General features: G+C 64.5%; 22 protein-coding genes. 12 read left to right on the top strand and 10 right to left on the bottom strand.

Annotation, left to right across the window (positions count from 1 at the left end):
* Positions 1-351: 351 nt before the first annotated feature.
* The 4 genes from U1839_RS16415 to ada all read right to left on the bottom strand — a co-directional run bounded on the left by U1839_RS16415 (position 352) and on the right by ada (position 4,948).
* On the bottom strand, positions 352-993 hold the full coding sequence (locus U1839_RS16415) for a glutathione S-transferase family protein (RefSeq protein WP_332804668.1): 642 nt from the start codon (positions 991-993) through the stop codon (positions 352-354).
* A gap of 95 nt (positions 994-1,088) precedes the next feature.
* A complete protein-coding gene (locus U1839_RS16410; protein WP_332804667.1) occupies positions 1,089-2,945 on the bottom strand; it encodes a TonB-dependent receptor in 1,857 nt (618 codons plus the stop codon).
* A 198-nt stretch (positions 2,946-3,143) separates the two neighbouring features.
* On the bottom strand, positions 3,144-3,854 hold the full coding sequence (locus U1839_RS16405; protein WP_332804666.1) for a 2OG-Fe(II) oxygenase: 711 nt from the start codon (positions 3,852-3,854) through the stop codon (positions 3,144-3,146).
* Positions 3,851-4,948 (bottom strand): bifunctional DNA-binding transcriptional regulator/O6-methylguanine-DNA methyltransferase Ada, encoded by a 1,098-nt coding sequence (gene ada, locus U1839_RS16400; protein WP_332804665.1) that lies wholly within the window; start codon positions 4,946-4,948, stop codon positions 3,851-3,853. Before ada ends, U1839_RS16405 begins: the two co-directional genes overlap by 4 nt.
* Positions 4,949-5,092: 144 nt before the next feature.
* Between ada and U1839_RS16395 the strand changes: the two genes are divergently transcribed.
* Positions 5,093-5,707, top strand: a complete 615-nt coding sequence (locus U1839_RS16395) for a hypothetical protein (protein WP_332804664.1) — start codon at positions 5,093-5,095, stop codon at positions 5,705-5,707.
* A gap of 299 nt (positions 5,708-6,006) precedes the next feature.
* Here the strand turns inward: U1839_RS16395 and U1839_RS16390 are convergent, their stop codons facing one another.
* Positions 6,007-6,918, bottom strand: a complete 912-nt coding sequence (locus U1839_RS16390) for an aspartyl protease family protein (RefSeq protein ID WP_332804663.1) — start codon at positions 6,916-6,918, stop codon at positions 6,007-6,009.
* A 651-nt stretch (positions 6,919-7,569) separates the two neighbouring features.
* On the opposite strand from U1839_RS16390, the gene msrB reads away from it, so the two are divergent.
* The 3 genes from msrB (at position 7,570) to U1839_RS16375 (ending at position 9,939) form a co-directional block, all read left to right on the top strand.
* A complete protein-coding gene (msrB, locus tag U1839_RS16385; RefSeq protein ID WP_332804662.1) occupies positions 7,570-8,076 on the top strand; it encodes a peptide-methionine (R)-S-oxide reductase MsrB in 507 nt (168 codons plus the stop codon).
* 84 nt (positions 8,077-8,160) lie between these two features.
* Positions 8,161-8,979: a YkgJ family cysteine cluster protein gene (locus tag U1839_RS16380; protein ID WP_332804661.1), complete on the top strand. Its 819-nt coding sequence runs from the start codon at positions 8,161-8,163 to the stop codon at positions 8,977-8,979.
* 201 nt (positions 8,980-9,180) lie between these two features.
* Positions 9,181-9,939, top strand: coding sequence for a glutathione S-transferase family protein (locus U1839_RS16375; protein WP_332804660.1), 759 nt, complete (start codon positions 9,181-9,183; stop codon positions 9,937-9,939).
* A gap of 72 nt (positions 9,940-10,011) precedes the next feature.
* Here the strand turns inward: U1839_RS16375 and U1839_RS16370 are convergent, their stop codons facing one another.
* From U1839_RS16370 to U1839_RS16360, 3 genes are all read right to left on the bottom strand, one after another.
* Positions 10,012-10,191: a hypothetical protein gene (locus U1839_RS16370; RefSeq protein WP_332804659.1), complete on the bottom strand. Its 180-nt coding sequence runs from the start codon at positions 10,189-10,191 to the stop codon at positions 10,012-10,014.
* Positions 10,192-10,435: 244 nt separating this feature from the next.
* The gene (locus U1839_RS16365) at positions 10,436-10,828 is read right to left on the bottom strand and encodes a glutathione S-transferase family protein (RefSeq protein WP_332804658.1); all 393 of its coding nucleotides are present in this window, start codon (positions 10,826-10,828) and stop codon (positions 10,436-10,438) included.
* Positions 10,825-11,340 (bottom strand): LysR family transcriptional regulator, encoded by a 516-nt coding sequence (locus U1839_RS16360; RefSeq protein WP_332804657.1) that lies wholly within the window; start codon positions 11,338-11,340, stop codon positions 10,825-10,827. Before U1839_RS16360 ends, U1839_RS16365 begins: the two co-directional genes overlap by 4 nt.
* A gap of 116 nt (positions 11,341-11,456) precedes the next feature.
* On the opposite strand from U1839_RS16360, the gene U1839_RS16355 reads away from it, so the two are divergent.
* From U1839_RS16355 to U1839_RS16320, 8 genes are all read left to right on the top strand, one after another.
* Positions 11,457-12,002 carry a carboxymuconolactone decarboxylase family protein gene (locus U1839_RS16355; RefSeq protein WP_332804656.1) on the top strand — a complete coding sequence of 182 codons (546 nt, stop codon included), beginning with the start codon at positions 11,457-11,459 and terminating at the stop codon, positions 12,000-12,002.
* Positions 12,003-12,073: 71 nt separating this feature from the next.
* On the top strand, positions 12,074-12,706 hold the full coding sequence (locus U1839_RS16350; RefSeq protein ID WP_332804655.1) for a pyridoxamine 5'-phosphate oxidase family protein: 633 nt from the start codon (positions 12,074-12,076) through the stop codon (positions 12,704-12,706).
* On the top strand, positions 12,703-13,176 hold the full coding sequence (locus U1839_RS16345) for a nuclear transport factor 2 family protein (protein WP_281125306.1): 474 nt from the start codon (positions 12,703-12,705) through the stop codon (positions 13,174-13,176). The genes U1839_RS16350 and U1839_RS16345 overlap by 4 nt, the downstream gene beginning before the upstream one ends.
* Positions 13,176-13,787, top strand: a complete 612-nt coding sequence (locus U1839_RS16340) for an NADPH-dependent FMN reductase (protein ID WP_332804654.1) — start codon at positions 13,176-13,178, stop codon at positions 13,785-13,787. The genes U1839_RS16345 and U1839_RS16340 overlap by 1 nt, the downstream gene beginning before the upstream one ends.
* Entirely contained in the window at positions 13,784-14,341 is a 558-nt protein-coding gene (locus U1839_RS16335) for a cytochrome P460 family protein (protein WP_332804653.1), read from the top strand. Before U1839_RS16340 ends, U1839_RS16335 begins: the two co-directional genes overlap by 4 nt.
* Positions 14,342-14,477: 136 nt before the next feature.
* Positions 14,478-14,825, top strand: coding sequence for a cytochrome b/b6 domain-containing protein (locus tag U1839_RS16330; RefSeq protein WP_443030629.1), 348 nt, complete (start codon positions 14,478-14,480; stop codon positions 14,823-14,825).
* Between the two features lie 46 nt (positions 14,826-14,871).
* Complete coding sequence (locus U1839_RS16325; RefSeq protein WP_332804652.1) at positions 14,872-15,045, top strand: hypothetical protein; 174 nt, start codon at positions 14,872-14,874, stop codon at positions 15,043-15,045.
* Positions 15,046-15,145: 100 nt separating this feature from the next.
* A complete protein-coding gene (locus U1839_RS16320) occupies positions 15,146-18,226 on the top strand; it encodes a beta strand repeat-containing protein (protein ID WP_332804651.1) in 3,081 nt (1,026 codons plus the stop codon).
* A 136-nt stretch (positions 18,227-18,362) separates the two neighbouring features.
* Here the strand turns inward: U1839_RS16320 and U1839_RS16315 are convergent, their stop codons facing one another.
* Positions 18,363-19,895 carry a Fic family protein gene (locus U1839_RS16315; RefSeq protein WP_332804650.1) on the bottom strand — a complete coding sequence of 511 codons (1,533 nt, stop codon included), beginning with the start codon at positions 19,893-19,895 and terminating at the stop codon, positions 18,363-18,365.
* Between the two features lie 287 nt (positions 19,896-20,182).
* A complete protein-coding gene (locus U1839_RS16310; RefSeq protein ID WP_332804649.1) occupies positions 20,183-21,085 on the bottom strand; it encodes a LysR family transcriptional regulator in 903 nt (300 codons plus the stop codon).
* Between the last annotated feature and the right edge of the window lie 422 nt (positions 21,086-21,507).

Genomic DNA, 21,507 nt, shown 5'->3' with positions numbered 1-21,507 from the left:
ACCAACGCCAGCGCCAATATCCGCCGCGCCGCCCGGGCGCTCTTCGCTCGACCCGATGCCTGGCGAAGGTCAGCCGCCGTCATATCCAGTCGCGTAATCGTGATCCCAGACATCTCCCGCCTCCAATCCAACACTTCCGCATCGAATCAGAAAATCAACCTCTTGGGAATCCCCGCAGAGTCAGTCCTTTCGCCCGCTGGTATTACTTCCCCTGATTCGTTCACCCGGGTAACACCATTCTCGTATGCCCAGCGGTCGAGTGTCTTCGACATGAACTCCCGACCGTTACCCACGCGGATGGTCCTTGGCGCCCCGCGCAGCGATGTGATCGCCGCACAACGCACTAAGCGCTTATGGGAGTTCACACATGGCGTAGGGATCGTCTGAATACGGGTACGTCTCTGCGAGGTACCCGTCCCGCGCGCGCACCCGCGCGACCCAGTCCGTGAACGCCGATAGCTGGGTAGTATCGAGCCCTGCCTCGTCGGCGCGATGTGCGTAGGCAAACAGTGCGATGTCGGCGATTGTGTATCCGCCGCCACAAATGAACGGTTTAACCCTCAGTTCGGCGTCGAGGATGGCCAGCGCGCGCTCGGCCGTCGAACGCTTCCCGTCGACCATCGACGGTGGCCGCCCGTCAAGCTTGCCCGTAAGTGCCCAGTAGCGCAGCGAACCGACGCTATTCTGGATGTAGTCGATCTCGAACGATAGCCACTGCATGACTTTCGCGCCGCCGAACGCATCCGCAGGACGATATGCTGTGCCCTCGCTCAGGAACCAAAGGATCGCGTTAGACTCGGACAGCACTCTACCATCCTCAAGCCTTATAGCGGGCACGGCGCCCCAAGGATTGATCTCGAGGAATGCTGCCTCGTGACCCTGCCCCTCGAATATGCTGACTATCTCGGTCCGGTGGGGGATCGCCAAGTGTCTGAGAAGCTGCCGGACCTTCCAGGCGTTTTGAGACGGCAGGTAGTCGTAAAGGGTGATCAAGGCGATGCTCCTTCCAGCTCTTGTAATTTGTGGCGGCCGAGAGGTGACGACGCGCCTATTCTCTTGCGGGCATTTAGTGTTCCCGTGGCGGTTTCTCAGAACTCCCCGGTGACGGCGAGGCGAAAACGGCGCGGCGGCGTGTATTCAAGGGTCTCGGAGCCGTTGACCTGCCACGCGTAGCTGTTGGTTACGTTCAGCACCTGAAGGCGGACCGTCAGTGGGCGGCCAGCCGCCGTGAAGCGATAGCGCGCCCCGAGGTCGACCGAGAAGTCTGCGGGCAGCATCGCCTGGCGTCCACCCGTCCCCGCCGGTCGCGAGCTTGCCGCCTGCTCGCCGGTATACGTAAGCCCGATATCCAGTGACAAACCCTTCAGAGCCGCCACGGCGTAGCTTGCGTTTGCGATTGCGCGCAAGGAGGGCACGCCGACCGGTACGACACCGATTACGCCACGCTCGACGGCGGCTCCCGATATCCTGGGATCGATATAAACGGCACCGGCGACCACAGAGAGGTCCCGCGAGACCGGTCCCGAGAGCGACGCCTCGATTCCGCGGTGCCGGACCGATCCGATCAATCCGTATATATTGGTCGTGCCATCAAGCCCGGCGTAGGGCTTCTTGGTCTCGAAGCCCGCGAGGATCGCTGTTACGCCCGGCCGAAGCGTGTAGCGTAGTCCGAGTTCCGCCTGCGTCACAACGATTGCGTTGAGCACGGCATTGCGGTTCCCCGCCGAGGCGGGCGCGGTCCCCGCCTCCTCAAGTCCGCGGCTATAGCTGGCATATGTCTCGAACCCCGGCGCGACGCGCGCCAGCACGCCGAGGTTGTATAGGAAGGGCAGTGACCTGTTCGAGGTCAGCCCCGCCGCGGCCTCGAAGGTCTTGGTGTAGTCGGAGCGCAGCACTCCGACATTAACACGCACCCGGTCGCGCCAACTCGCCTGGTAGGCAATCCCCGCGCCCCTTTGATCGACCAAATCGCGAAGGTCGGCGCGACCAGCGCTCAGGTCGGGTGTGGCCGACTGTACCGGCCGCTCCCCGTAACTCACGCGACCGACGTCGATCACCGCGTCGCCACCGAAGAGTGTGCGTGATCTGCGTCCGCGTATGACCGCCGTGACCTTGTGCGAAATCGTGCCGGTTCGCCCTTCCCAGCTGACGCGCGCCTCGCCTGACCACGCCGTTGCGCGCTGCTGCGGGGATGCGATGAGCGTGGAGCGTACGGTGCCGTCGGCGCGGAGATCGGTGAAGAACTGGCTGAACGCGCGGGTTGGGTCCTCCTGCGAGAATACGCCGATGGCGCCGATCGACCAGCCTGCGCCGAGAGCGCTATCCGCCAGAACGCCGGCGATCCGACGCTGGCCGCGCTCGCGTGCCCAACCCTGTCCGAGATAGCGCCCCCGGACGATGCGGGGGGGCGGCGAGTCGCCTGCTAAGCCGATCCGGAATTGACCCTGCCGACGGTAATCGTATTCCCCGAAGAATAACCGGACCCTACCTGCCTCGCCGAGGCTCGCCCGCGCGGTGCCCGCGACGAGCCATGAGCCGCCTTCACCGCCCTGCGCGTCCCGGCCGTCGAAGACGAGGCCGAGGCCGAGCGAGGTAGAGAAGCGCTCGTCAGCGCTGCGGTGCTTGTAGTTGAAGTCGAGATACGGCTGGACGTATTCGTCGAGCCCGACAGTCAACAAGGTCGGGTCGCCGCGCGCCGGATCGCGCAGGCGGTAATCGACCACCCCTGATGGACCCGGCAGGTTTAGCTGGAACGTATTGTAGCCGGTGCGGACAGCTGTCGAGGCGACGAAAAAGTTGCTGACGCCTGAGCTTTTAACGAAGTAGTTGCCGTCGATCCTGTAGTTGCCGGCGGACTCGAGGTCGAAGCCGCGCACCGAACTCTGGTCGTATATGCCGACGGTGTCGTCGCCGACTGTGTATCCGAAGGCGTCGTCGGCGACCACGGTCGCGTTTGAGGTGGCCTGCGACCACGCGGGCACTGCGATTGCGCACGATAGCGCGCATATGGTTTTTGCGGCACGATGCATCTCTTTTCCCCAGTTTTTCGCTACCCCTTGGGCCGCGTCGTTACTGGGGCCGGATAGGGGGCTGGCACGCGCCCCGCTCCCCGTTTGTTGCGCCGCAATCCTGTCGATCGGTCTTTAGCTGGCGTCGTGGAAGATGATGCCGAGCGTGTGGCGGAATCCTGACCTGATCTCGCTGACACCATGCCTCATGTTGACTCGGTATATTCCGCGGGCACCGATCACGGGTCGGTGGCGTACCGGGAAGAGAACGGCGTCGCCCTGCCCGAGCGGGACGACGGCGGCGCGGCTTTGCATACGTGGACGCTGTTCGGTCAGTACAAACTCGCCCCCGGTGAAGTCAGTCGCCGGGTCCGAGAGCAGGATCGCCACTTGTAGCGGGAAGACGAGTTCGCCGTATATATCCTGGTGCAGGCAGTTGTAGTCGCCAGGGCCGTATCTCAGGATCAGCGGCGTCGGGCGCGACTGTCCTGCGGCGTGGCAGCGCTCGAGGAACGCGTCATGCTCGGCGGGGAACTGGACGTCGATACCCATCGCGGCATTCCACCGGTTCGCGATAGGCTGCACGGTCAGGTAGAGCTTCGTCCGCAGCGACTGAATGGGGTCGGGCAGGGGGTAGCTGAGATACTGGTATTCGCCACGCCCGAAGCCGTGGCGCGCCATGACCACCTTGCTGCGAAACCGAGTCTCGTCCTCGTAGAGGCTTACGAGTTCCGCGCACACCTCTTTCGAAAAGCGTTCGGCGCATCGCGCCCAGCCTTGGCGGTCAAGATCCTCCTCGAGCGTCGCGAAGTCCAGATCGTCGGATGCGGTCGTGCCCTGGATCATGCCGCTTCGATCTCGAGCAGGCTGCGCTTCCGCTCGATGCCCCATCGGTAGCCCGACAGCGACCCGTCGGTCCGGACGACGCGGTGGCACGGGATGGCCACCGCGAGCGCGTTGGCCGCGCAGGCCTGCGCGACCGCCCGGGTGGAGCGTGGTGCCCCGATGGCTTGCGCCACCTCCGCGTAGCTCGCGGTGGTGCCGGGTCGGATGGCGCGCAGTGCCTCCCAGACCCGATGCTGGAACGCCGTCCCGCGCACGTCGAGCGGCAGGTCCAGACCGAGTTCGGGAGCTTGGACAAAAGCGACGACGGTGGCAACGGTGGCTTCGAACGCATGCGAACCGCCTTCGAGGGTCGCCTGTGGGAACCGGTCCTGGAGATCGCGCAGAAGTGACTCGGGCTCGTCACCGAGCAGGATCGCGCAGACGCCCTTGTCGCTCGACGCGACCAGGATGGAGCCCAGTTGGCATTCGCCCACGGCGAACCGGATCACTGTCTTCGCGCCCCCCTTGCGGAACGCAGATGGGGTCATGCCAAGCATCGTTTCGGCTTTCTCGTAGAAGCGGCTGCTTGAGTTGAAACCGGCGGCATAGATTGCCTCGGTGACGTTCGATCCCTCCGCGAGATGCTCCTGCACGCGCCGCGTGCGGTGCGCGTTGGCGTAACCCTTCGGCGTCAGCCCCGTGACCGACTTGAAGACGCGGTGGAAGTGATGCGGGCTGAGGTCGGCCTCTGCCGCCAGTGTTGCGAGCGCAGGGGACTCCTCGGCGTTTTCGATTAGCCGACATGCGATGGCGATCTTTGCTGCTGTCCGCTGCTCCAACGGCGGCTGGTCGGGCTTGCAACGTTTGCACGCGCGGAAGCCTGCGGCTTCCGCATCTCCGGTGGTGACGTGAAACGCGACGTTTGCCGGCTTGGCGGGGCGGGCCGCGCAGGACGGCCGACAATAGACCCCGGTCGTCCGGACTGAGTAGTAGAAGACTCCGTCTGCGTCCCGGTCGCGGTCGACCACTTGGGCCCATCGCGGGTCGCTCTCGGTGGCCGCCGTCGCTTCGGTCGTCGTTCGTCCTGCTCGCATCGTCTTTACCTCGCCTTCCATCCATCCCTTCAAGGCGATCTTACCGTCGCGCGCTTCCCGTCTCTTGCGATTGAATTATCCCGCCTACGATCACTGATACGACAGCAAGGAGCGGGTATCCGCACCGCCGTTTGAAGTTCAACGGCGATAGGCACGGCTGACATAATGCGAGCGGGAAAGATGGATTGGGCAAGAGCATATCTTCTACGGCGTATCGTTGCCGCGTTCGCGGCGCGAGCTGCCGCGAGCTGGTCCTGCCTAGTCACATCTGCGCTGGCGATCGCCCTTTTCCCTTCAGTCGCCAAGGCGCAAGCCAGCGCGCCAGCTCTTGGGTTCTTCAGCTGGCAGCTCGACAGGATGACTGGACACCGGGTCACCCTGGTTGGCGCAGAGGAGACCGACCGTATCCTGCTGGATTTGATACGTGCCGACGTCGATGTAAGACTGGCCACGTCAAACCGCATCGAGATGGTCGTGAGGACCGACGCGGTTGAGGGAATTGAGCGCGTTACTATTCGCGCAGATGCCTCGGCGAAAGGTATTCGGATCCTCGATGCTTATCCCCAGCGATCGGGCTGGTCCGCGGAATGTCTACCGCCGCCGACCGAGCACGGCGACTTCTGGCTCGTCCCGGTCCGCCTTAAGGTGACGCTGTTCGTGCCCGCACGAATCACGGTGGATGTAACGGTGCGGGAGGGAACGGTGGAGGACCTTCGCCACGGCAAACGTTGGGGTCTGTCGATCCGCGTCGAAGCGGGACCCCAGCCGATCTACCGCTAACACTCTGAACAACCATGCCAATTCGAAGATTCGCCGGGGTCACAATAGGCGCCAGTCGGGACCCCAGACTTGGCGCAATTTGCCTATATAAATCAGCTCAGTAGGCGTCGTGGTGGTGGGGTCCCGCTTCGACGCCGATCCACAGACGTGTCCATGACACCGTCAGCAGCTCAAAGCGCGGGTCTTCCACTGAGCCGGGCGGTTCGTAACCACAAACTTTTCCAGCTCAATCCGGCCCAGGGAATCAGGCTGCAGGTCTTCGCCGCGCCAGTGACGTCGATATCGAACCAATTAAGATGTCATGGTTCAAATCGCACAGTATCAGCCACGTAATTCAGCGTAAGTTTGTATTTTTTGAGAAATCCGATGCCAAGCGCTACGCCAGCCCCAAGCGAACCGGTTGCGGTACCAAAGGTCGTATAGGCCGCGCTCAGGTCGTTCACCGCAATATCACCGATGGAGAATGGCGGAGCCCTACCAACCACGATATGTTGCTCGCCGCCATGCCCTACCGTACCGACCGGTTTTGCATCGGCCATCAAGCTTTCAATACCGAGTTCTTTGGCCATCATTGGCGTAATGATCATGTCATAGGTACCACCGGTATCGACCAATGCATCAACTGACCGATTAGCGATTGTCAGCTTGATGACAGGAATACCCGTGGTGAGCGTCATTGCGACGTCGCGGTGATCGGCTGGCCGGGGCGTTGTTTCAAAGTATACTTCTTCACGCTTGTAATCGATCACGATGGATTTCCCATCCAGGAAGGTGCGGCCAAGCAAGCCCGCCGCAGCCATTCCGTCCGGGCCCATCATGCCGCCCAGTGCGATCGATTGGAAAGAAACCACCTTTTCCATCTCGACCCCAACGCGAAGTCGTACCGTGTCGGTGTCGAACGTGTCGGCCTTCATCGAGCCGAACGTTTCCTGCGCCTCCGCGCTCGGAGTTAGCTTTAGCCCGATGGCGTTTGCATATGCCGTGTCGATTAGCGACTCGGTCGACCCGGTATCGAGGATCATCCATGCGCCCGGATGGCCGTTGACGGAAACCTTGATGTACACAAAACCCTTGTGAAACATTGACGGAAGTGTGTGCTCATGCAGGTCGACAACCTGCTTTGTAACGCTGGCATCACCTGTCGCCGCAATGTGTTTGCCGGCATCGATTGACGAGCCAAATGCCGGGGTGGCAGCCAGACACAGCGGCATACTTATCGTAGCAATAAATGATGTTATCCGACACATATGTGAGAAATTCCGGCGCATGAAAAGCTCCAATGATTTGTACTAGGTAATATTCAAATTAATTTAAACAAAACTCTAAATAAGATTCAGAGCCCACTCTTGCAACGAGCGGCTTTTACCACGTGCGCAATACTCGCAAATTGCAGTACATTATCCCCATTAGATATTATTACTAACGCAATATGACCCGCATTTTATTGTGTAGCAAGACCCAGATTACTTGCGACGGTGAAGTAGATGGGAAAGGGGCAGGCATCACAAGCCGGAGAGGATTATTGGCAAGCTACGTAAGCCGGAGATTGTGTGGCGCAGTGCAAGACGATGGGCGATGCGTATCGTCGGATCGCGGTACCGCGCGCGCCACCGACGGCCGCCTTCACGGACGAGGCCGGAACCCGTTTGATCGCCCCTGCAGCGGCACGGAGGCCGGCAAGGGCATCCGCCGCGCCGCCGGCCAGCGCGCCCCCGGCAAGAAACAAGACAGCGATCGATTTCGGAGCAAACATCGCAATCTCTTCCGTGCCGAGGCCTGTCATCCATTCGTCGCGCACCGCGCTTCGGTTACAGCCGGAAGTGATTGTAACCGGATCGGCGTCGCGCGCGAATTGCCCCTGTATGACCGATATCCCCTCCCCGAACCGTCGCGACCTTCTCACATGCCTTAGCGGCGGTGCGGCGGTCGCCTTTGCCGCGCTTGTCCTTCCGGCAGGCAGGTCGACAGCAGCCGCGAAGCCGGGGGCCTTCCAGCTCAGCGACGCCCAGTGGCGCCAGCGCCTGTCGCCGGAAGGCTATGCCGTTCTCAGAACGGCCGCGACCGAGCGCCCTTATTCGAGCCCGCTCAACGGCGAGCATCGGAGCGGCGTTTTCGCCTGTGCCGGGTGCGCCCTCCCGCTCTTCGCCTCGGCCTCCAAGTTCGACAGCGGCACCGGCTGGCCGAGCTTCTATGACCATCTCCCGCATGCCGTAGCCGAGCGTTCCGACACCGATTTCAGCATGACGCGAACCGAGGTTCATTGCGCCCGATGCGCGGGACATCTCGGGCACGTCTTCAACGACGGCCCCAGGCCAACGGGCCTGCGCTACTGCATGAACGGCGCCGCGCTACGCTTCGATGCGGCCTGACGGCAAAAAGCGCCCACCCGTGTAACCAGATGCCGGGGCGCGACGAACATCCAGCTGGTGGCCACCATCTGGAGATTGCGCGTCATGAGCAGCGCGACGAGGATTTGCTTCGACTGCACGCAATGCGGGCGATGCTGCCACGATCTGCGGCTCACGCTCAGCCTTGACGAGGCGATCGTCTGGGCCGGCAACGGCCATCAGGTCCAGCTTCTGTGCGAGGCGATCCCCTGGCCGCGCGACCCGTTGCCGGACGAGCGCGAACTCGCCAACCGGCGCGACACCTCTTTCGCCGTCGAGATCGGCGGCATGCCCTTTCGCGTCCATGTGATGCTGGTGGCATACCATCAGGGAGCGTGCCCGCATCTCCAGCCCGACATGCGCTGCGGCAATTATGCGGAGAGGCCGCGGATCTGTCGGATCTATCCGCTCGAAAGCCGTCCGTTCACGCCGATGGACCCCGTGTCCAGAAGATGCCCCGACGAGGCCTGGGCCGGCGAAGCGCCTGTCCTGCTGGAGAACGGCGTCATCGCCGATCCGGCAGCGCAGACGATCGTGGCGGCACATCGCCAGGCAAGGATCGACGACACCGCCGCACTGGAGGTGGCGTGCGCGCAGTTCGGCATCTCGGACGCCGCGTTCGCCGGCGAGGGCATGGCAGTGCACACGCCCGACCCTGCCAAGCTGGTGAAAATCCTGGGCGAGGCGCGCGAATCCTCCGCAGCGCTCCCCGGTGTCGGCCATTGGGAGATCGTCACCAACCGTCAGGCGACGGTAGAGCTCCTGCGCGAGGCACAATGCCCGGCGCGCCTGGTGTCGTCGGCCACGGCATTTCTCGGGTCGTTCGAACCCGATATGCAGGGATCTGGCTCAATCGACGATGATCGTGCCCTTCATGCCCTGTGATGCGGGCAGGAAGTGGCCGCATTTGCTATTCACAAGGGGGCACCGTCAACGTTCGCAACGTCTCCAACCGATCCATGATTAACCCGATTCACGCATGAGTGAAGTGCAGAACGACCGGATTATCGCGGGTCGGCAAATCGAGCATCTCTAATGGCGCAGGCAGCAGGCAGTAACCAGCGGCCCGCACTGGAGTACGCCCGCATGTCCCGCCTGACCATCCCCGCGCGTGAAGCGCCCGATGCCTCATCGCTACCGCAGAGTTATCGACTCGTGTCCGGTCACCTCATGCTCGTCAGCCATCCGCTGTGCCCCTACGTCCAGCGCGCCGTCATCGTAATGACCGAGAAGCAGATCGCGTTCGAGCGCATCGACATCGACCTTGCCGACAAGCCGGCCTGGTTTCTCGCACTCTCGCCGACGGGAAAGACACCACTTTTGACGGTGGGCACAGAACATGCGCTGTTCGAGAGCGCGGCGATCGTCGAATATCTCGACGAAACCTGCGGAACGCCGTTGATGCCCGCCGATCCCGTCGAGCGCGCAAAAACCCGCGCGTGGATCGAGTTCGCATCGGGCACACTGGCGGATATTGCCGGGCTCTACGCGGCCCCCGACGAGCCGGCCTTCGCGAACAAGCGCGCGGCGCTCGATCGGCGTTTCGGTCAGATCGACGCCGCACTCTCCGCGCCATGGTTTGCGGGGGAGCGGTTCGGACTGGTCGATGCTGCCTTCGCACCGGTGTTCCGATACCTCGACGCCTTCGAGCGCCTTGCTGGCCTATCGCTCGCGGACGGCCTCGCCCGGCTTGAGGCTTGGCGTCTTGCTCTCGCCGGACGGCCATCGGTTAGAGTAGCCGTGGCGCCGGATTATCCCACGCGGCTTGAACATTTCCTGCTCGCGCGAGGCTCGTTTCTGACTCGCATCGTCCTTGAACATTCGCAGACGATCGCCGACGCCTAGCCGCGGAAGCCCGACGCTGCTGTCAGACCAGCGAGCGCGTTCGGCTTGTTCTCGAATATGGAGGCGTTTGCTTTATAAGAGGAAGGCAGCGGCCTTTCCATCCTCGACGAATGCGAGGCTCCCGACGCTGGCGAACAGCCTGATGAGCAGCATTACGGTCAACCAGTGCGGCGCGCTGGTCACGCCGTCGAAGCGCTGCAGGCTTGCCTGCTCGTGCAGGAAATCGTCGCCATCGAACGTCGAAGAGGTCATGGCGGGTCCCGGCGCGGGCGATCGGCCCGTCCTGGATTGGCACCGGGAGATGCTGCGCCAGAGCAGAGACGGAAGAGCGTCGGCTCTTATTCCCGTCCGGGCCCAGCGAGGCGCCGGCCAATGCCTGCAATGCCAGTCGCGACCTCCTGCCCAATGGTCGCGAACGCACAAGGCGCGCCATCGCTGCGCCCGAAAAGCGGGACACCGCGTGACAGCGACGCCCCGGAAAATGGCCTGCCGGCCTTCAGCCGTCGTAAGGAACATTCTGTGCAACAAAGGCCGTCATGGCCGCGGCGCGCTCTGCCATCATCGTGCGGATGTGCGGGCGTTCATCCATGAAGGCCATGTAATCGACCGCCATCGGGAGGTGGCGCGCAAGCATGTCCTCGCCATAGATCGCCGACGATGCCAGCCTGATCATGGTGAAATGGACATAGGCGACGCAGTCCGCAGCCGTAAACGTCGCGCCGAAGATATAGGGCGAGAATTTCGCGAGCCTGCCTGCTGCCGTCAGGCCCACCGTCAGCCGCTCATGTGCTTCGCGCTTGGTCTCGTCCGACACGGTGCCGCCGAAGAAGCATTCCTTGTAGAGGCGACGCGCGACCCATTCGGCATTGAGTTCGAGATGCTGGATCAACTCGCGGCACTTGGCACGCTCATACGCCGCACCTCGGCGACCCTGAGCGCGTGGAGCGAACTGTCGGACAGGTCGCCGATCCGCACCGCCACATCGATTCCCTCATCGACCAGCCGAACCACACGGTCGATCAGCGTCAAGGAGACCTTGAGACCCGAATGCGCGCGTAGCAGGCGGTTCGCCAAGGGCAGGATATGCAACCGCCCAAAGGTGACTGGCGCAGTGATGACGAGCGTCCCGCCAGGCGTCGCACCGTCCCCCCGCAACGAGAGTGCCGCGTCGTCGAGCTCGGTCAAAGCGGCACGACAGCGTTCCAAATAGGCGGCGCCTTCTTCGGTGAGCCGCACCGAGCGTGTCGTCCGGCGCAGGAGCGCCGTGCCGAGCGACGCCTCGAGCGACGCTACCGCCCGGCTCGCTGCGGTTGGCGATATTCGCATGTGGCGTGCAGCCTCGGCGAAGCTCGCCAGGTCGGCGACCGCAACGAAGGTGCGCAACTCTTCCAGTCGGTCCATGATTATCCCGATTCCTGCATGAGTGAAATGTATGATGAACGGATTATCACAAGGGGCCAGGAATGACATCTTCAATGGGCAGACGGCATCCAGCCGCTCGACCCGGAGAAAATCGCATGTCCCGCCTCGCCATCCCCGCCCGTGAAGATGCCCCCGCCGCAGCCCAGCCGCTGCTCGACGCAGTCGAGAAGCAGCTCGGTGTCGTCCCCAATCTGTTCCGCCTGGTCGCCACCAGCCCCGCCGCGCTCGAAGGCTATCTTGGCCTCAACGCGGCACTCGGTCGCACGCTCGATGCCAAGACCCGCGAGCGGATCGCGATCACCATCGCCCAGGCCAATGGCTGCGACTATTGCCTGTCGGCGCATACCTATCTCGGATTGAACCTTGCGAAGATCGACGAGACCGAGATCGCACTGAACCGCGCTGGCCATTCGGGCGACGCCAAGGCCGATGCCGCGATCGTGTTCGCCCGCCAGGTTCTCGCCGCACGCGGCAAGGTCAGCGACGCCGACATCGCCGCTGTCCGTCTCGCCGGCTTCACCGAAGCCCAGGTGATCGAGATCGTCGCCTCGGTCGCGCTCAACGTGCTCACCAACTACATCAACAACGTCGCTGAGACCGACATCGATTTCCCCGTCGTCCTGGCCGCGCAAGCCGCCTGATCCCCTTGCCGTCGGCGGGTTCCCCCAACGCCCCCCGCCCGCCGACGGCATCCCCTGCTGCGGAACCGCTCATGCCTTATGGCTTCCTCGACATCGCGACCACGCCGAGTGTGCATGCGGCGCAGGTCGCCCATGGCAGCGCGGGGCTGTACGAGAAGGTCGGGGCCAACCGTGCGTTCGATCGCTTCGGCCCGACCGAGGAGGCGTTCATCGCCGCGCGCGACAGTTTCTACATGGCGAGCGTTTCGGAAACCGGCTGGCCCTATGTCCAGCATCGCGGCGGCCCGCCCGGTTTCGTTAAAATACTCGACGACAAGACGCTCGGCTTCCCCGATTTTCGCGGCAACCGTCAATATATCAGCCTGGGCAACACTGCGGTGAACGACCGCGTCGCGCTGATCCTGATGGACTATCCAGCGCGCAGGCGGCTGAAGCTCTACGCCCGGATCGAGGCGTGCGATCTTGCCGCCGACGCTATCCTTGCCGAGAAGCTCAGCCTGCCCGACTATCGCGGCGTGCCCGAGCGCGCTTTCCTGCTCCATCTCGCGGCGTTCGACTGGAACTGCCCGCAGCATATCACACCGCGCTTCACCGAGAGTGAGATCGCCGCCGCGGTCGAACCGCTGCACGCGCGCCTCGCCGAACTCGAAACCGAAAACCAGGCGCTGCGCGACACGCTCGCTGCCCGTGGAGACTATATATGACCGTCGAACTTCCCCGAGCGCCGCTGCCGCCCTTCACCCGCGAAACCGCGCTGCTCAAGGTCCGTGCGGCGGAAGATGCCTGGAACAGCCGCGATCCGGCACGCGTCGCCCTCGCTTATACCGTGGACAGCGAATGGCGGAACCGCGACCGGATACTCAGGGGACGAGCCGAGATCATCGAGCTGCTCACCGCGAAATGGGCGCGCGAGGAGGAATATCGCCTGGTCAAGGACCTCTGGGCCTTCACCGACAACCGCATCGCGGTGCGCTTCCAATATGAATGCCGCACCGACGGCCAATGGTATCGCTGCTACGGCAACGAGCAATGGGAGTTTGCCGAGAACGGCCTGATGCGCCGGCGCGAGGCATCGGTGAACGACGTTCCGATCGCAGCGACCGACCGGCGCTTCCTGTGGGTCGGTCCCGCCCCGCGGCCCCAGGGTCATCCCGGCCTGCTGGGCGTCGGTTGATGGCCCGGGCGACCCGCATCGTTGCCGTGTCCGGCAGCCTTCGCCGGCAGTCGGTCAATATGGCGCTGCTCCTTGAGATCGCGGCGCGAGCGCCTGCCGGCGTCGCCGTCGAGATCGTGTCGCTCGAAGCGCTCCCGCTGTTCAACCCCGATCTGGAGCCGGACCAGCCGCACGCGGTCGCGGCGTTCCGCCGCCGTATCGCCGCCGCCGATGCGCTGATCATCGCCAGCCCCGAATATGCCCATGGGGTCAGCGGCGTCATCAAGAATGCGCTCGACTGGCTGGTCTCGTGCGAGGATTTCGCGGGCAAACCCGTCGCAGTGTTGAACGCCGCTCCGCGCGCGCACCACGCCGATGCCGCGCTGCGCGAAATCCTGTCGACCATGGCGGCGCAGATCGTCGAGGAAGCCTCGATCAGCGTCCCGCCACCGAACGCCGCGCCGCCCGTGGCGGCGCCGTTTCACCCCGGTGTCGGCGAAACGCTCACCAACGCCCTGGCTGCGCTCGTCGCAGCCGCGCGCCGGACCATGCCGGGCGAGATATCTAACGACAACGCAAGCGAACAGGAATCCGACCCACACGCTCCAGCCAACAAGGGAACAGGACAATGACCATGATGCGCGCACTCAAGCTGCTATCACCGCTGTTGCTGATCAGCGCCGCGAACGCGAGCGATACGCCACGCTATAACGGCGCCGGCGAGCTCGTGGTCCCTGCCAATTATCGCGACTGGATATTCCTGACCTCGGGCCTGAACATGAACTATGGCGACGAGCCGATCGCCGGGCACGACACCTTCGATAATGTCTTCGTCGATCCGGCCTCCTGGCGCGCCTTCAAGGCAACCGGGCATTGGCCCCAAGGCACGATCTTCGTGAAGGAAGGGCGCCGCGGCGCGACCAACGGATCGATCAACCGGACGGGGCAGTTCCAGACCGAACAGCGCGCCTATCTCGAGCTTCACATCCGCGACGCGAAGCGCTTTCCGACCGGCTGGGGGTTCTTCGAAGTCGCCGGCGACAAGCCGGCAAAAGTGCTTCCCACCTCGGCGAGCTGCTATGCCTGTCACCAGCAGCACGCCGCGGTCGAGACGACGTTCGTCCAGTTCTACCCGACGGCCAAACCGATCGCGGTAAAAGCGGGCACGTTCGATGCCAGCAAATAGCCCCCCGCTGGTCTGGACGACCCTCCTGCGCCGGGCGCGGCGATGGTCGCCGGGAAAGCCGACAGAGCGGGCCGGGGCGCCAAGCGGTGGCGCGGCATCGGCAGCAGGCGAAGCCGCGGATCCCCCGCTTCCTTCCGTGCTCGTGCCCTGCGCCTTCTACCGCCACCGATTGCCGACGCGACTCTGGCACTGGACGAACGCGGTGACGCTCACCGTCATGCTGATGAGCGGACTGATGATCTTCAATGCCCACCCCCGGCTCTACTGGGGACAGGCGGGCGCCAACAGCAATGCGCCGTGGCTGGCGATCGGCCCGACCGCGCATGGCGGGCACCTCGTGGTCGGTCCCGTGGACGTACCGACCGGTGGCGTACTCGGCCGCTGGCGGGACCAGCACGGCGTCGAGCGAACCCGCGCCTTTCCCTGGTGGCTGACGATCCCGTCCGGCTACGGTCAGCCTGGCGAAGCAATTCACCGGCTATGAGGTCGGGTTCGGTCTGTTCCAGTTCTTCGGCTCGAACCTGTTCGACGTGAACCTCGGCGCCAAGGGGCAGGAGCCGCTCCAGCTCGGCATCCGCACCGCGCTCGAAGAGGCGACCATGCAGTTGGTTGGCGCGGTGAGCCGCAGGGATCCGTCATCCTGCATCGCGCAATCGACCGCCGTCACACGGCCGGCGGCGGCGTCGACCGCCAGCCACGGCTGAGGACTTCGATCCTCGAACGGATGGGAGGTGCCTCGGTCCCAAACCAGCCTGACACCAAGACCCCCTTTTCAATCCACAGGAGATCATCATGCACATATTCATGACCCGCCGCCGCGCGCGGCGTTCCCAGCTGCTCGCCGGCGGCGCCATTGCCCTGACCGTGCTGCTCGCTTTGCCAGTGAGCGCGCAGAGCATCGACGCCACCGCGCTCCGTTCGGCGATTAACAAGCAAAGCACCGCCAGCGGAACGATCAGCGCCGATGCCAGCAGCGGTACCGCAGCCGCGTCGTTCTCGTCGATCCAAGCCGGCACGGTCAGCGTTGCCGACAATCAGATTTCGGCAGCAGCCGGCGCCAACAGCGCCACGACTTCGCTCGATCCGGTCCGCTCTTCGTCCGGCCTCGGAGCATCGCCGACCACGATATCGATCCACGGAAGCGCGACCAGCGGCCAAGCCGACAATCTGCTCGCCAACAGCCAGCGCATGATGTCTGCGCCGGTTCGGGCGACCTTGCTTGGCGGCCAGACCGGCATCACCGCGGGGAGCGTCTCGGCTGGAGATCTCTCGGTCGCGAACAATGATCTCGAAGCGTCGGCGCTCGGCAACCAGGCCGTTGACCAGCTCGGGCTCGACAATGCTGACTTGGGGGCCGGGCTGGTCAGCGCCCAGACCGGCGATGCCACGTCGTCGGTGTCAGCCAGCAATGACGGCGTGACGCAGCTTGCCATCACCGGCGCGTCGGCCAGCCGCCTCGACCTGAGTGGGAACAACAGCGTCGCCAGGGCGGGTGGCAACGTGGCTTCCGACGCCCTGTCGGTCAGCGCCACGTCGGTCGTCGCGCCCGCCGGCTCCTTGCCGGCTTCGACGGTCTCGGCCGCGGCCGACGACACCAATGTCGCCAATGCCCTTTACACCAATCTCGGCCGCCAGCAGCTCGCTGGCCAGGTCAGCGCCGTGGTGGGATCGGCGCCGGCGAGCTTCTCCGTCGATGTAAGCGGCGACCTCAACGCTTCCTCGGCCAGCGCCGACAGCAATGCTGTTGCCGCGGTCGCCAGCGGCAATCAGTCGTCGCGGTCGCTCGCGCTGACCGCAGGCAGCGTGAGCCCGGCCGATGAGGTAGGAGCGGCGATCGCCAACGTTACTGGCGTTCAGCGCGTGGTCGCCGGCGGCGTCTCCGCCACGGCCAATGGCGGTACGACGATCGGCGTCGACGGCGCCCTGTATGGAAGCGATCTGTCCGCGTCGCGGAACCAGATGCGCGCTGTGGCGACGGGCAATCGGGCGGACGGCAATCTCCTGACCGTCGATGCCAATAGGATCGACAGCGGCGGTGGTTTGCCATGGGGTACGGTCGGTACCGCCATGACCGGCAATGACGGCGTATCGAGCACGACCGCGGCCTTCAGTGTCCATAATGTCCAGGAGCTGGACGCCGGCGTCTCGGCCGGGGTGAGTGGCGGAGCCACCTTGGTCGCCATCGCCGGCCCGGTCGATCACGCGACCCTTGCCGCCTCGGACAACGTGACGGCCGCCGCCGCCATGGGCAACAGCGCGACCAATGGCGCGACGCTCCAGGCGGACGCGCTGCGCGGCAGCGTCGATCTCAACAATGCGCAGACGGTCGATGGCAGCATCCGCAGCGTGGTGGGGACGAGCGGCGATCGTGCCGGCGCAAGGATTGAGCCGTTCGGCAGCGTCGCGGGTTCGCAGCTGCGGGTCACCGGCAACAGCGTCACGGGCGCCGCAGTTGCCAGCAGCGCGAGCAACAGCCTGACGGTCACTGGCAACAGCGTCAGCGCTGGAAGCGGCCATGTCGACGCTACGGCCGGACAGGTCGATAGCGGCTATGGCGCTGCCGCCAATGTCGCCCTGGCCAACTACCAGAAGTTCGGAATGCCGCTGGCGACCGGTCCGGCGGCATCGTCGGTGACGAGCAACGTCGCCGGCAAGTTCGCGATCGGCGATGTCGGCTATACCAATGGATCGACACTGATGCTCGACAATAACAGTCAGGCTGCCACGGCAGTGGGCAACACGGCGCTCGATCGACTGTCGCTGACGGCCACGTCGCTGCCGGGTGTCTCATCTCCCGCTGCCGGCACGGCGCTGTCGTCGTCGCAGTTCGGCGATGGCAGTGTGGTCGCGAATTCCGACATGGTCGTCGTCACGCGCGGCGGCGTCGGCAACAGCGCGGTGTCGCTGCGCGGCAATGCCAACCGGGCAGTGGCCGTGATGAACGACGCGGATAACGGCCTGAGCGTCTCGGCGGTGAAGCTCGACGGCGTCACGGGCGGCGCGGCCAGTGCTGATGCCGGCAATCTCGGCTCGGCCAGCGTCACCGGGGATCATGTGCTGTCCGGCACTCAGTTTGCGAATGGCACCGTTGGCGCTGCCGCCCAGACGCGGTTGGTCAACAGCGATGCCGGCGCGACCATGTCCGGCTCGAGCTTCACGGTCAGCGACAACAGCACCGTGGCCGATGCGTCCGCCAATCACGCGGTCAATGCGGTGTCGGTGTCGAGCACCGGCGGCACCGGTGCCACTGCGGGTCTCGCCAACAGCCAGATGAGCGCTGCGACCGTCAATGCGAGCGCCCGCACCGATGCGACGCTGGGGCTGGGCGGTACAGCAACGGGAACCGCGATCTACGGCTCCTCGGTGACGATCGCCGATAATCTGACCCAGGCCGTCGCGCGGGGCAACAGCGCGGACAATGCGTTGACGCTGAACGGACCGGTGAATGCCGCGCTCACGGGTGCGAGCAGCGCGCAGGTCGGGTCGTTCGACACGGTCGCGACGGCGCCGACCGTGCTGGTCAATGCACAGAGCAATGATGGCGCGGTCACGGCCAGTGCCGGCGGGACGATGGGCGTGCCGCTCAATGCCGCCGGCTCCGTGGCTTCCTCGGCGCTTGCAGTCACGGGCAATGCCATGACCGCGAACGCTTATGGCAACGCCGCGACCAACCAGGTCATGATCGGTAGCCCTGGCGCCGCGCGCGGCGCGGTATTGAGCAACGTCCAGACCAATGATGGCCCGGTGTCGGCTTCGGTCGCCGGGGCGAGCTTCGCGGTCCGCGGCGCGCAATTGTCGAACGGCGCCCTGACGATGAGCGGCAATCAGCTCGCCGCCAGCGCGACCGGCAATATCGCGAACAGTGCGATCACCGCCGGTCATTGAGATCCGCGGCGGGCCGCCGATGCCCCCCGGCTGGCCCGCCTTGCGGGAAAGGCCGCCGCGCTCACTCCCTGGCGCGGCGGCCTTTCGATGGGCCGGTGCGCGGCGGCCGATTATCTGCTGATCTGGACTGTCGCCGTCAGGCAAAGCTCAGCGCGTAGGCCTGCTCGATAGCGACCGCTTCCGCGTCGGTCAGGGCAGCGAACTCCCGCATTCTCGCCCGCTCTGAAAGCGCTCCCTCATTCTGGGCCAGGAATCCGCGCAGAAGCTCGACCTGGGCGGTCGGCATGTCGACGATCTGCTGGATGCGTTCACTGAACGCATCGAACGCTTCGAGGAAGCGCAACTCATCGGGCATGTCGCGCTCGATCACCTGCTCGACACAGGCATAGAGAAACTCGGCATGGGCGGTCGCATCGAAATAGCGATAGAAATCCGCGGTATCGCCAAGCACCTCGATGTTGCCGCTGGCTGTCGGCGCCCATTCGATCAGCGGCAGGAGCGGTGCCGAATAGGATTCGAGCACGCGGCGATATTCGTCGATGCGCCGGTAGATCGCGACGCTGACGGGAAAGATGAGTCCAGGTGGATTGAAGCGCGCGAGCGCGAGCGCGTGGTGGAAGAGCCAGCGGTGAAGGCGTCCGTTGCCGTCGATATAGGGGTGAATATAGACGAAGCCGAAGGCGAGGCAGGCCGCAGCCGCCACCGGATCCATGCCCCCGGCGATCGATCGCTGCGCATAGTCGATGACGCCCTGGAGGAGCGAAGGCAGGTCTTCTGCGCGCGCGCTGATATGATCGGGGACGGGCATGTTCGTGTCGCGATCATGGACGCCGACAAAACCGCCCTCGTCGCGTAGCCCCAGGCGGACGAAGCGGGCGTCGCCGATCACGATGCGCTGGAGGCGGTTGAGTTCGTCGAGGCTGAGCGGAAATGTGCCGGCCTGCGCGATCGCCTGTCCCCAGCGCGACGCGCGATCGCCCGATGGCCGCTCGCCCTCGATCGCGAACGACGATTTGGAGTCATTGAGCAACAGGAAGGCGGCGGCACGGGCGACGAGGTCGGGGCGGACGCGCACTGCCGTCTCTCTGGCGCGCGCGTCGAGCGCCATGGCGCGCCAGGCGTCGAGCGCGTCGGTCCGGCGCACCATGGGGCAGAAGGCGGGCGTCCCGGGCAGGTTGTTGATCACCCGGTGGCGCGGCGATGGCTCTCCCTGCGCCAGCGCATACTGCTGATCCGTATCCACCACAGGGACCGCGCGCACTGGACCCGCATCGAGGAGCTCGAGCCGCGTCCCTGTCAGCCATTCGTACAGGAACCAGATTCGCCGGGCATAGGAGCCTGTGGGGCTGGCTTCCACGATCCCTGCGATGTCAGCCGGCGCCACGGTTCGAAAGAGTTGCGCCAGCACCGGAAGATTCAGACCTTCATAACGCAGCGCGAAGGTGAGATGCCCGGCGAGATCACTGTTCGGCGCGTAGCGGGGCGTCAACATCAGCCATTGCTCGTTTGAGCGCGGATGATGGCGGCCGGCGATCGCCGTCAGTCGGCCGGACAGTGGCACACGCAAATCATGGCGATCGATCAGCGCGGCATAGCCGGCAGGCACGCCCGACTCCGGGAGCGGGATCGTGCGAAAATCCGTCTGGGGCTGCGAAGGCCATTCATTCATGTCGCTTCTCGCGAAAAACGTTCACGCCACCATGGCTGCTTTGTGCAAATCGTTCATGATCTGCGAAAAGCCATCATATATGTCGAATTTCGCGAAATTCAATCTCAGTTGGTGCCGCCTGCACTGGTGGTTGCCCTGACGGGCTGTGCACGCCAGTCAGCGCGGGTCCCAGGATCACGCTGCATCAATAGCGTCGCGGAGAGGCGCCCATCTTCGGGCGTCTACAACCCCGGTCATCGTGACGTGATCACGTCGCCTGGGTTTCGTACGGCGACGGTCGACGCCGGCTATTCGTCGATGGTGCGCCCGTAGCGCTCGGTCATCATCGCAAGGAACCTTCGCAACGGCGGGCTATCATTGTCAGCTCGCCACACCAGGCACTGCTCGAGGGACGTCGCCGCGAAGGCGTCGTGGACGCTGTGGAGCGTCGGGGCGCTGGGGCTTCGCCGGGCCGGAAAGCCGATGCCGATCACGATGTTGCCGCCTTCGGCGAACGACAGGAGATTGTCGCGGCCGACCCGCTGGACGCGGATGTCGGGCGCGTGGCCCGGCGAGGCGAGACGGGCATTGATGAGTGCCTGGATGTCCGGGCCCGGATCATCGGCCGAGACGATGAAGGTCGCCCCTTTGAGATCCGTCCAGTGCAGCCGCTCACGATGCGCGAACGGGTGATCGCTTGGCACGGCGGCGATCAGCCGCTCGCTCCACAGGCTGCGTGACCGTAAGGTGGGGGACGGTGCACGACCAGCCGCTATGGCAAGGTCGAGGTGGCCACGTTCGACCGCGGTCAGCATCGCGCGCCGGTTGAGCTCACAGGCTTCGATCTCGACTCCCTTGTTGGCCGCGCGAAACATTGCCAGCGACTCGGACAGGTGGCCGGTCGTGAGCGAGGTATGGAAGCCGATCCGCAGCACGCCGACGTTGCCGGTGGCGAGCGACCTGGTGTCGATCAGCAGGCGGTCGAAGTCCTCGAGGATGTGCCGGGCACGCTGCAGGAATCGCTGGCCCGGATCGGTCGGGATCACGCCGCGCGTCGAGCGCTCGAACAAGACTAGGCCGAGCCGGGATTCGAGATAACGGATGCTGTCGCTGAGCGTCGATTGCTTGACGCCGAAGCGCTCTGCAGCCCGGCTGAAACTTCCCGTCTCGGCTGCGGCCTGGACGTAGCGCAGCAAATGCAATTCGATCATCTGGACCCCTTGGGCGCGTCGGATGATTGACCCTCCGATCGTCGCGTACCGCCTCGATGACGGCTCGCGCGCCGGCCCGGTATATGAACAATTTTATAGGGCGGGGCGGAGCATGCAGCGCTCCGGTTTACCCGTATCTATTTGCAGCGTTATGATAATTCTGGGGCTTGCGTTGCGAGTCGACCGCTCTAAGCTATGGCTACGCGACCCGTTCGGGTTGCGTCGAGGCCTGAGAACCTCGTTTGGATGTGGACTTCGACCGGACCCGGTGCCGGCCGGGTTGCTGTCGCATATGTCCAGGCCGTTCGCGGCTAAAATCGGCAGCGCGGGTACATCCGAACCTGTTTCTCAGAACCCGGCTCTGGCCGGCCGCCTCAGGGATATGGAGGTGGCTATGGGGCCGATTGCCGGTGACGTCTTCC

Origin of the sequence: Parasphingomonas halimpatiens (genome assembly GCF_036663795.1) — a bacterium.
Classification (GTDB): Bacteria; Pseudomonadota; Alphaproteobacteria; order Sphingomonadales; family Sphingomonadaceae; genus Sphingomonas.
The sequence above is the reverse complement of the archived record's forward strand: the minus strand, read 5'-3'. Positions and strand labels throughout refer to the sequence as shown.

Coding starts and splice junctions, on each gene's coding strand:
- U1839_RS16315 (WP_332804650.1), bottom strand. CDS start 19,895: ATGAATGAATGGCCTTCGCAGCCCCAGACGGATTTTCGCACGATCCCG.
- U1839_RS16360 (WP_332804657.1), bottom strand. CDS start 11,340: ATGGACCGACTGGAAGAGTTGCGCACCTTCGTTGCGGTCGCCGACCTG.
- U1839_RS16350 (WP_332804655.1), top strand. CDS start 12,074: ATGCCTTATGGCTTCCTCGACATCGCGACCACGCCGAGTGTGCATGCG.
- U1839_RS16405 (WP_332804666.1), bottom strand. CDS start 3,854: ATGATCCAGGGCACGACCGCATCCGACGATCTGGACTTCGCGACGCTC.
- U1839_RS16355 (WP_332804656.1), top strand. CDS start 11,457: ATGTCCCGCCTCGCCATCCCCGCCCGTGAAGATGCCCCCGCCGCAGCC.
- U1839_RS16345 (WP_281125306.1), top strand. CDS start 12,703: ATGACCGTCGAACTTCCCCGAGCGCCGCTGCCGCCCTTCACCCGCGAA.
- ada (WP_332804665.1), bottom strand. CDS start 4,948: ATGGAAGGCGAGGTAAAGACGATGCGAGCAGGACGAACGACGACCGAA.
- U1839_RS16380 (WP_332804661.1), top strand. CDS start 8,161: ATGAGCAGCGCGACGAGGATTTGCTTCGACTGCACGCAATGCGGGCGA.
- U1839_RS16370 (WP_332804659.1), bottom strand. CDS start 10,191: ATGACCTCTTCGACGTTCGATGGCGACGATTTCCTGCACGAGCAGGCA.
- U1839_RS16340 (WP_332804654.1), top strand. CDS start 13,176: ATGGCCCGGGCGACCCGCATCGTTGCCGTGTCCGGCAGCCTTCGCCGG.
- U1839_RS16335 (WP_332804653.1), top strand. CDS start 13,784: ATGACCATGATGCGCGCACTCAAGCTGCTATCACCGCTGTTGCTGATC.
- U1839_RS16320 (WP_332804651.1), top strand. CDS start 15,146: ATGACCCGCCGCCGCGCGCGGCGTTCCCAGCTGCTCGCCGGCGGCGCC.
- U1839_RS16310 (WP_332804649.1), bottom strand. CDS start 21,085: ATGATCGAATTGCATTTGCTGCGCTACGTCCAGGCCGCAGCCGAGACG.
- msrB (WP_332804662.1), top strand. CDS start 7,570: ATGACCGATATCCCCTCCCCGAACCGTCGCGACCTTCTCACATGCCTT.
- U1839_RS16395 (WP_332804664.1), top strand. CDS start 5,093: ATGCGAGCGGGAAAGATGGATTGGGCAAGAGCATATCTTCTACGGCGT.
- U1839_RS16375 (WP_332804660.1), top strand. CDS start 9,181: ATGTCCCGCCTGACCATCCCCGCGCGTGAAGCGCCCGATGCCTCATCG.
- U1839_RS16390 (WP_332804663.1), bottom strand. CDS start 6,918: ATGCCGCTGTGTCTGGCTGCCACCCCGGCATTTGGCTCGTCAATCGAT.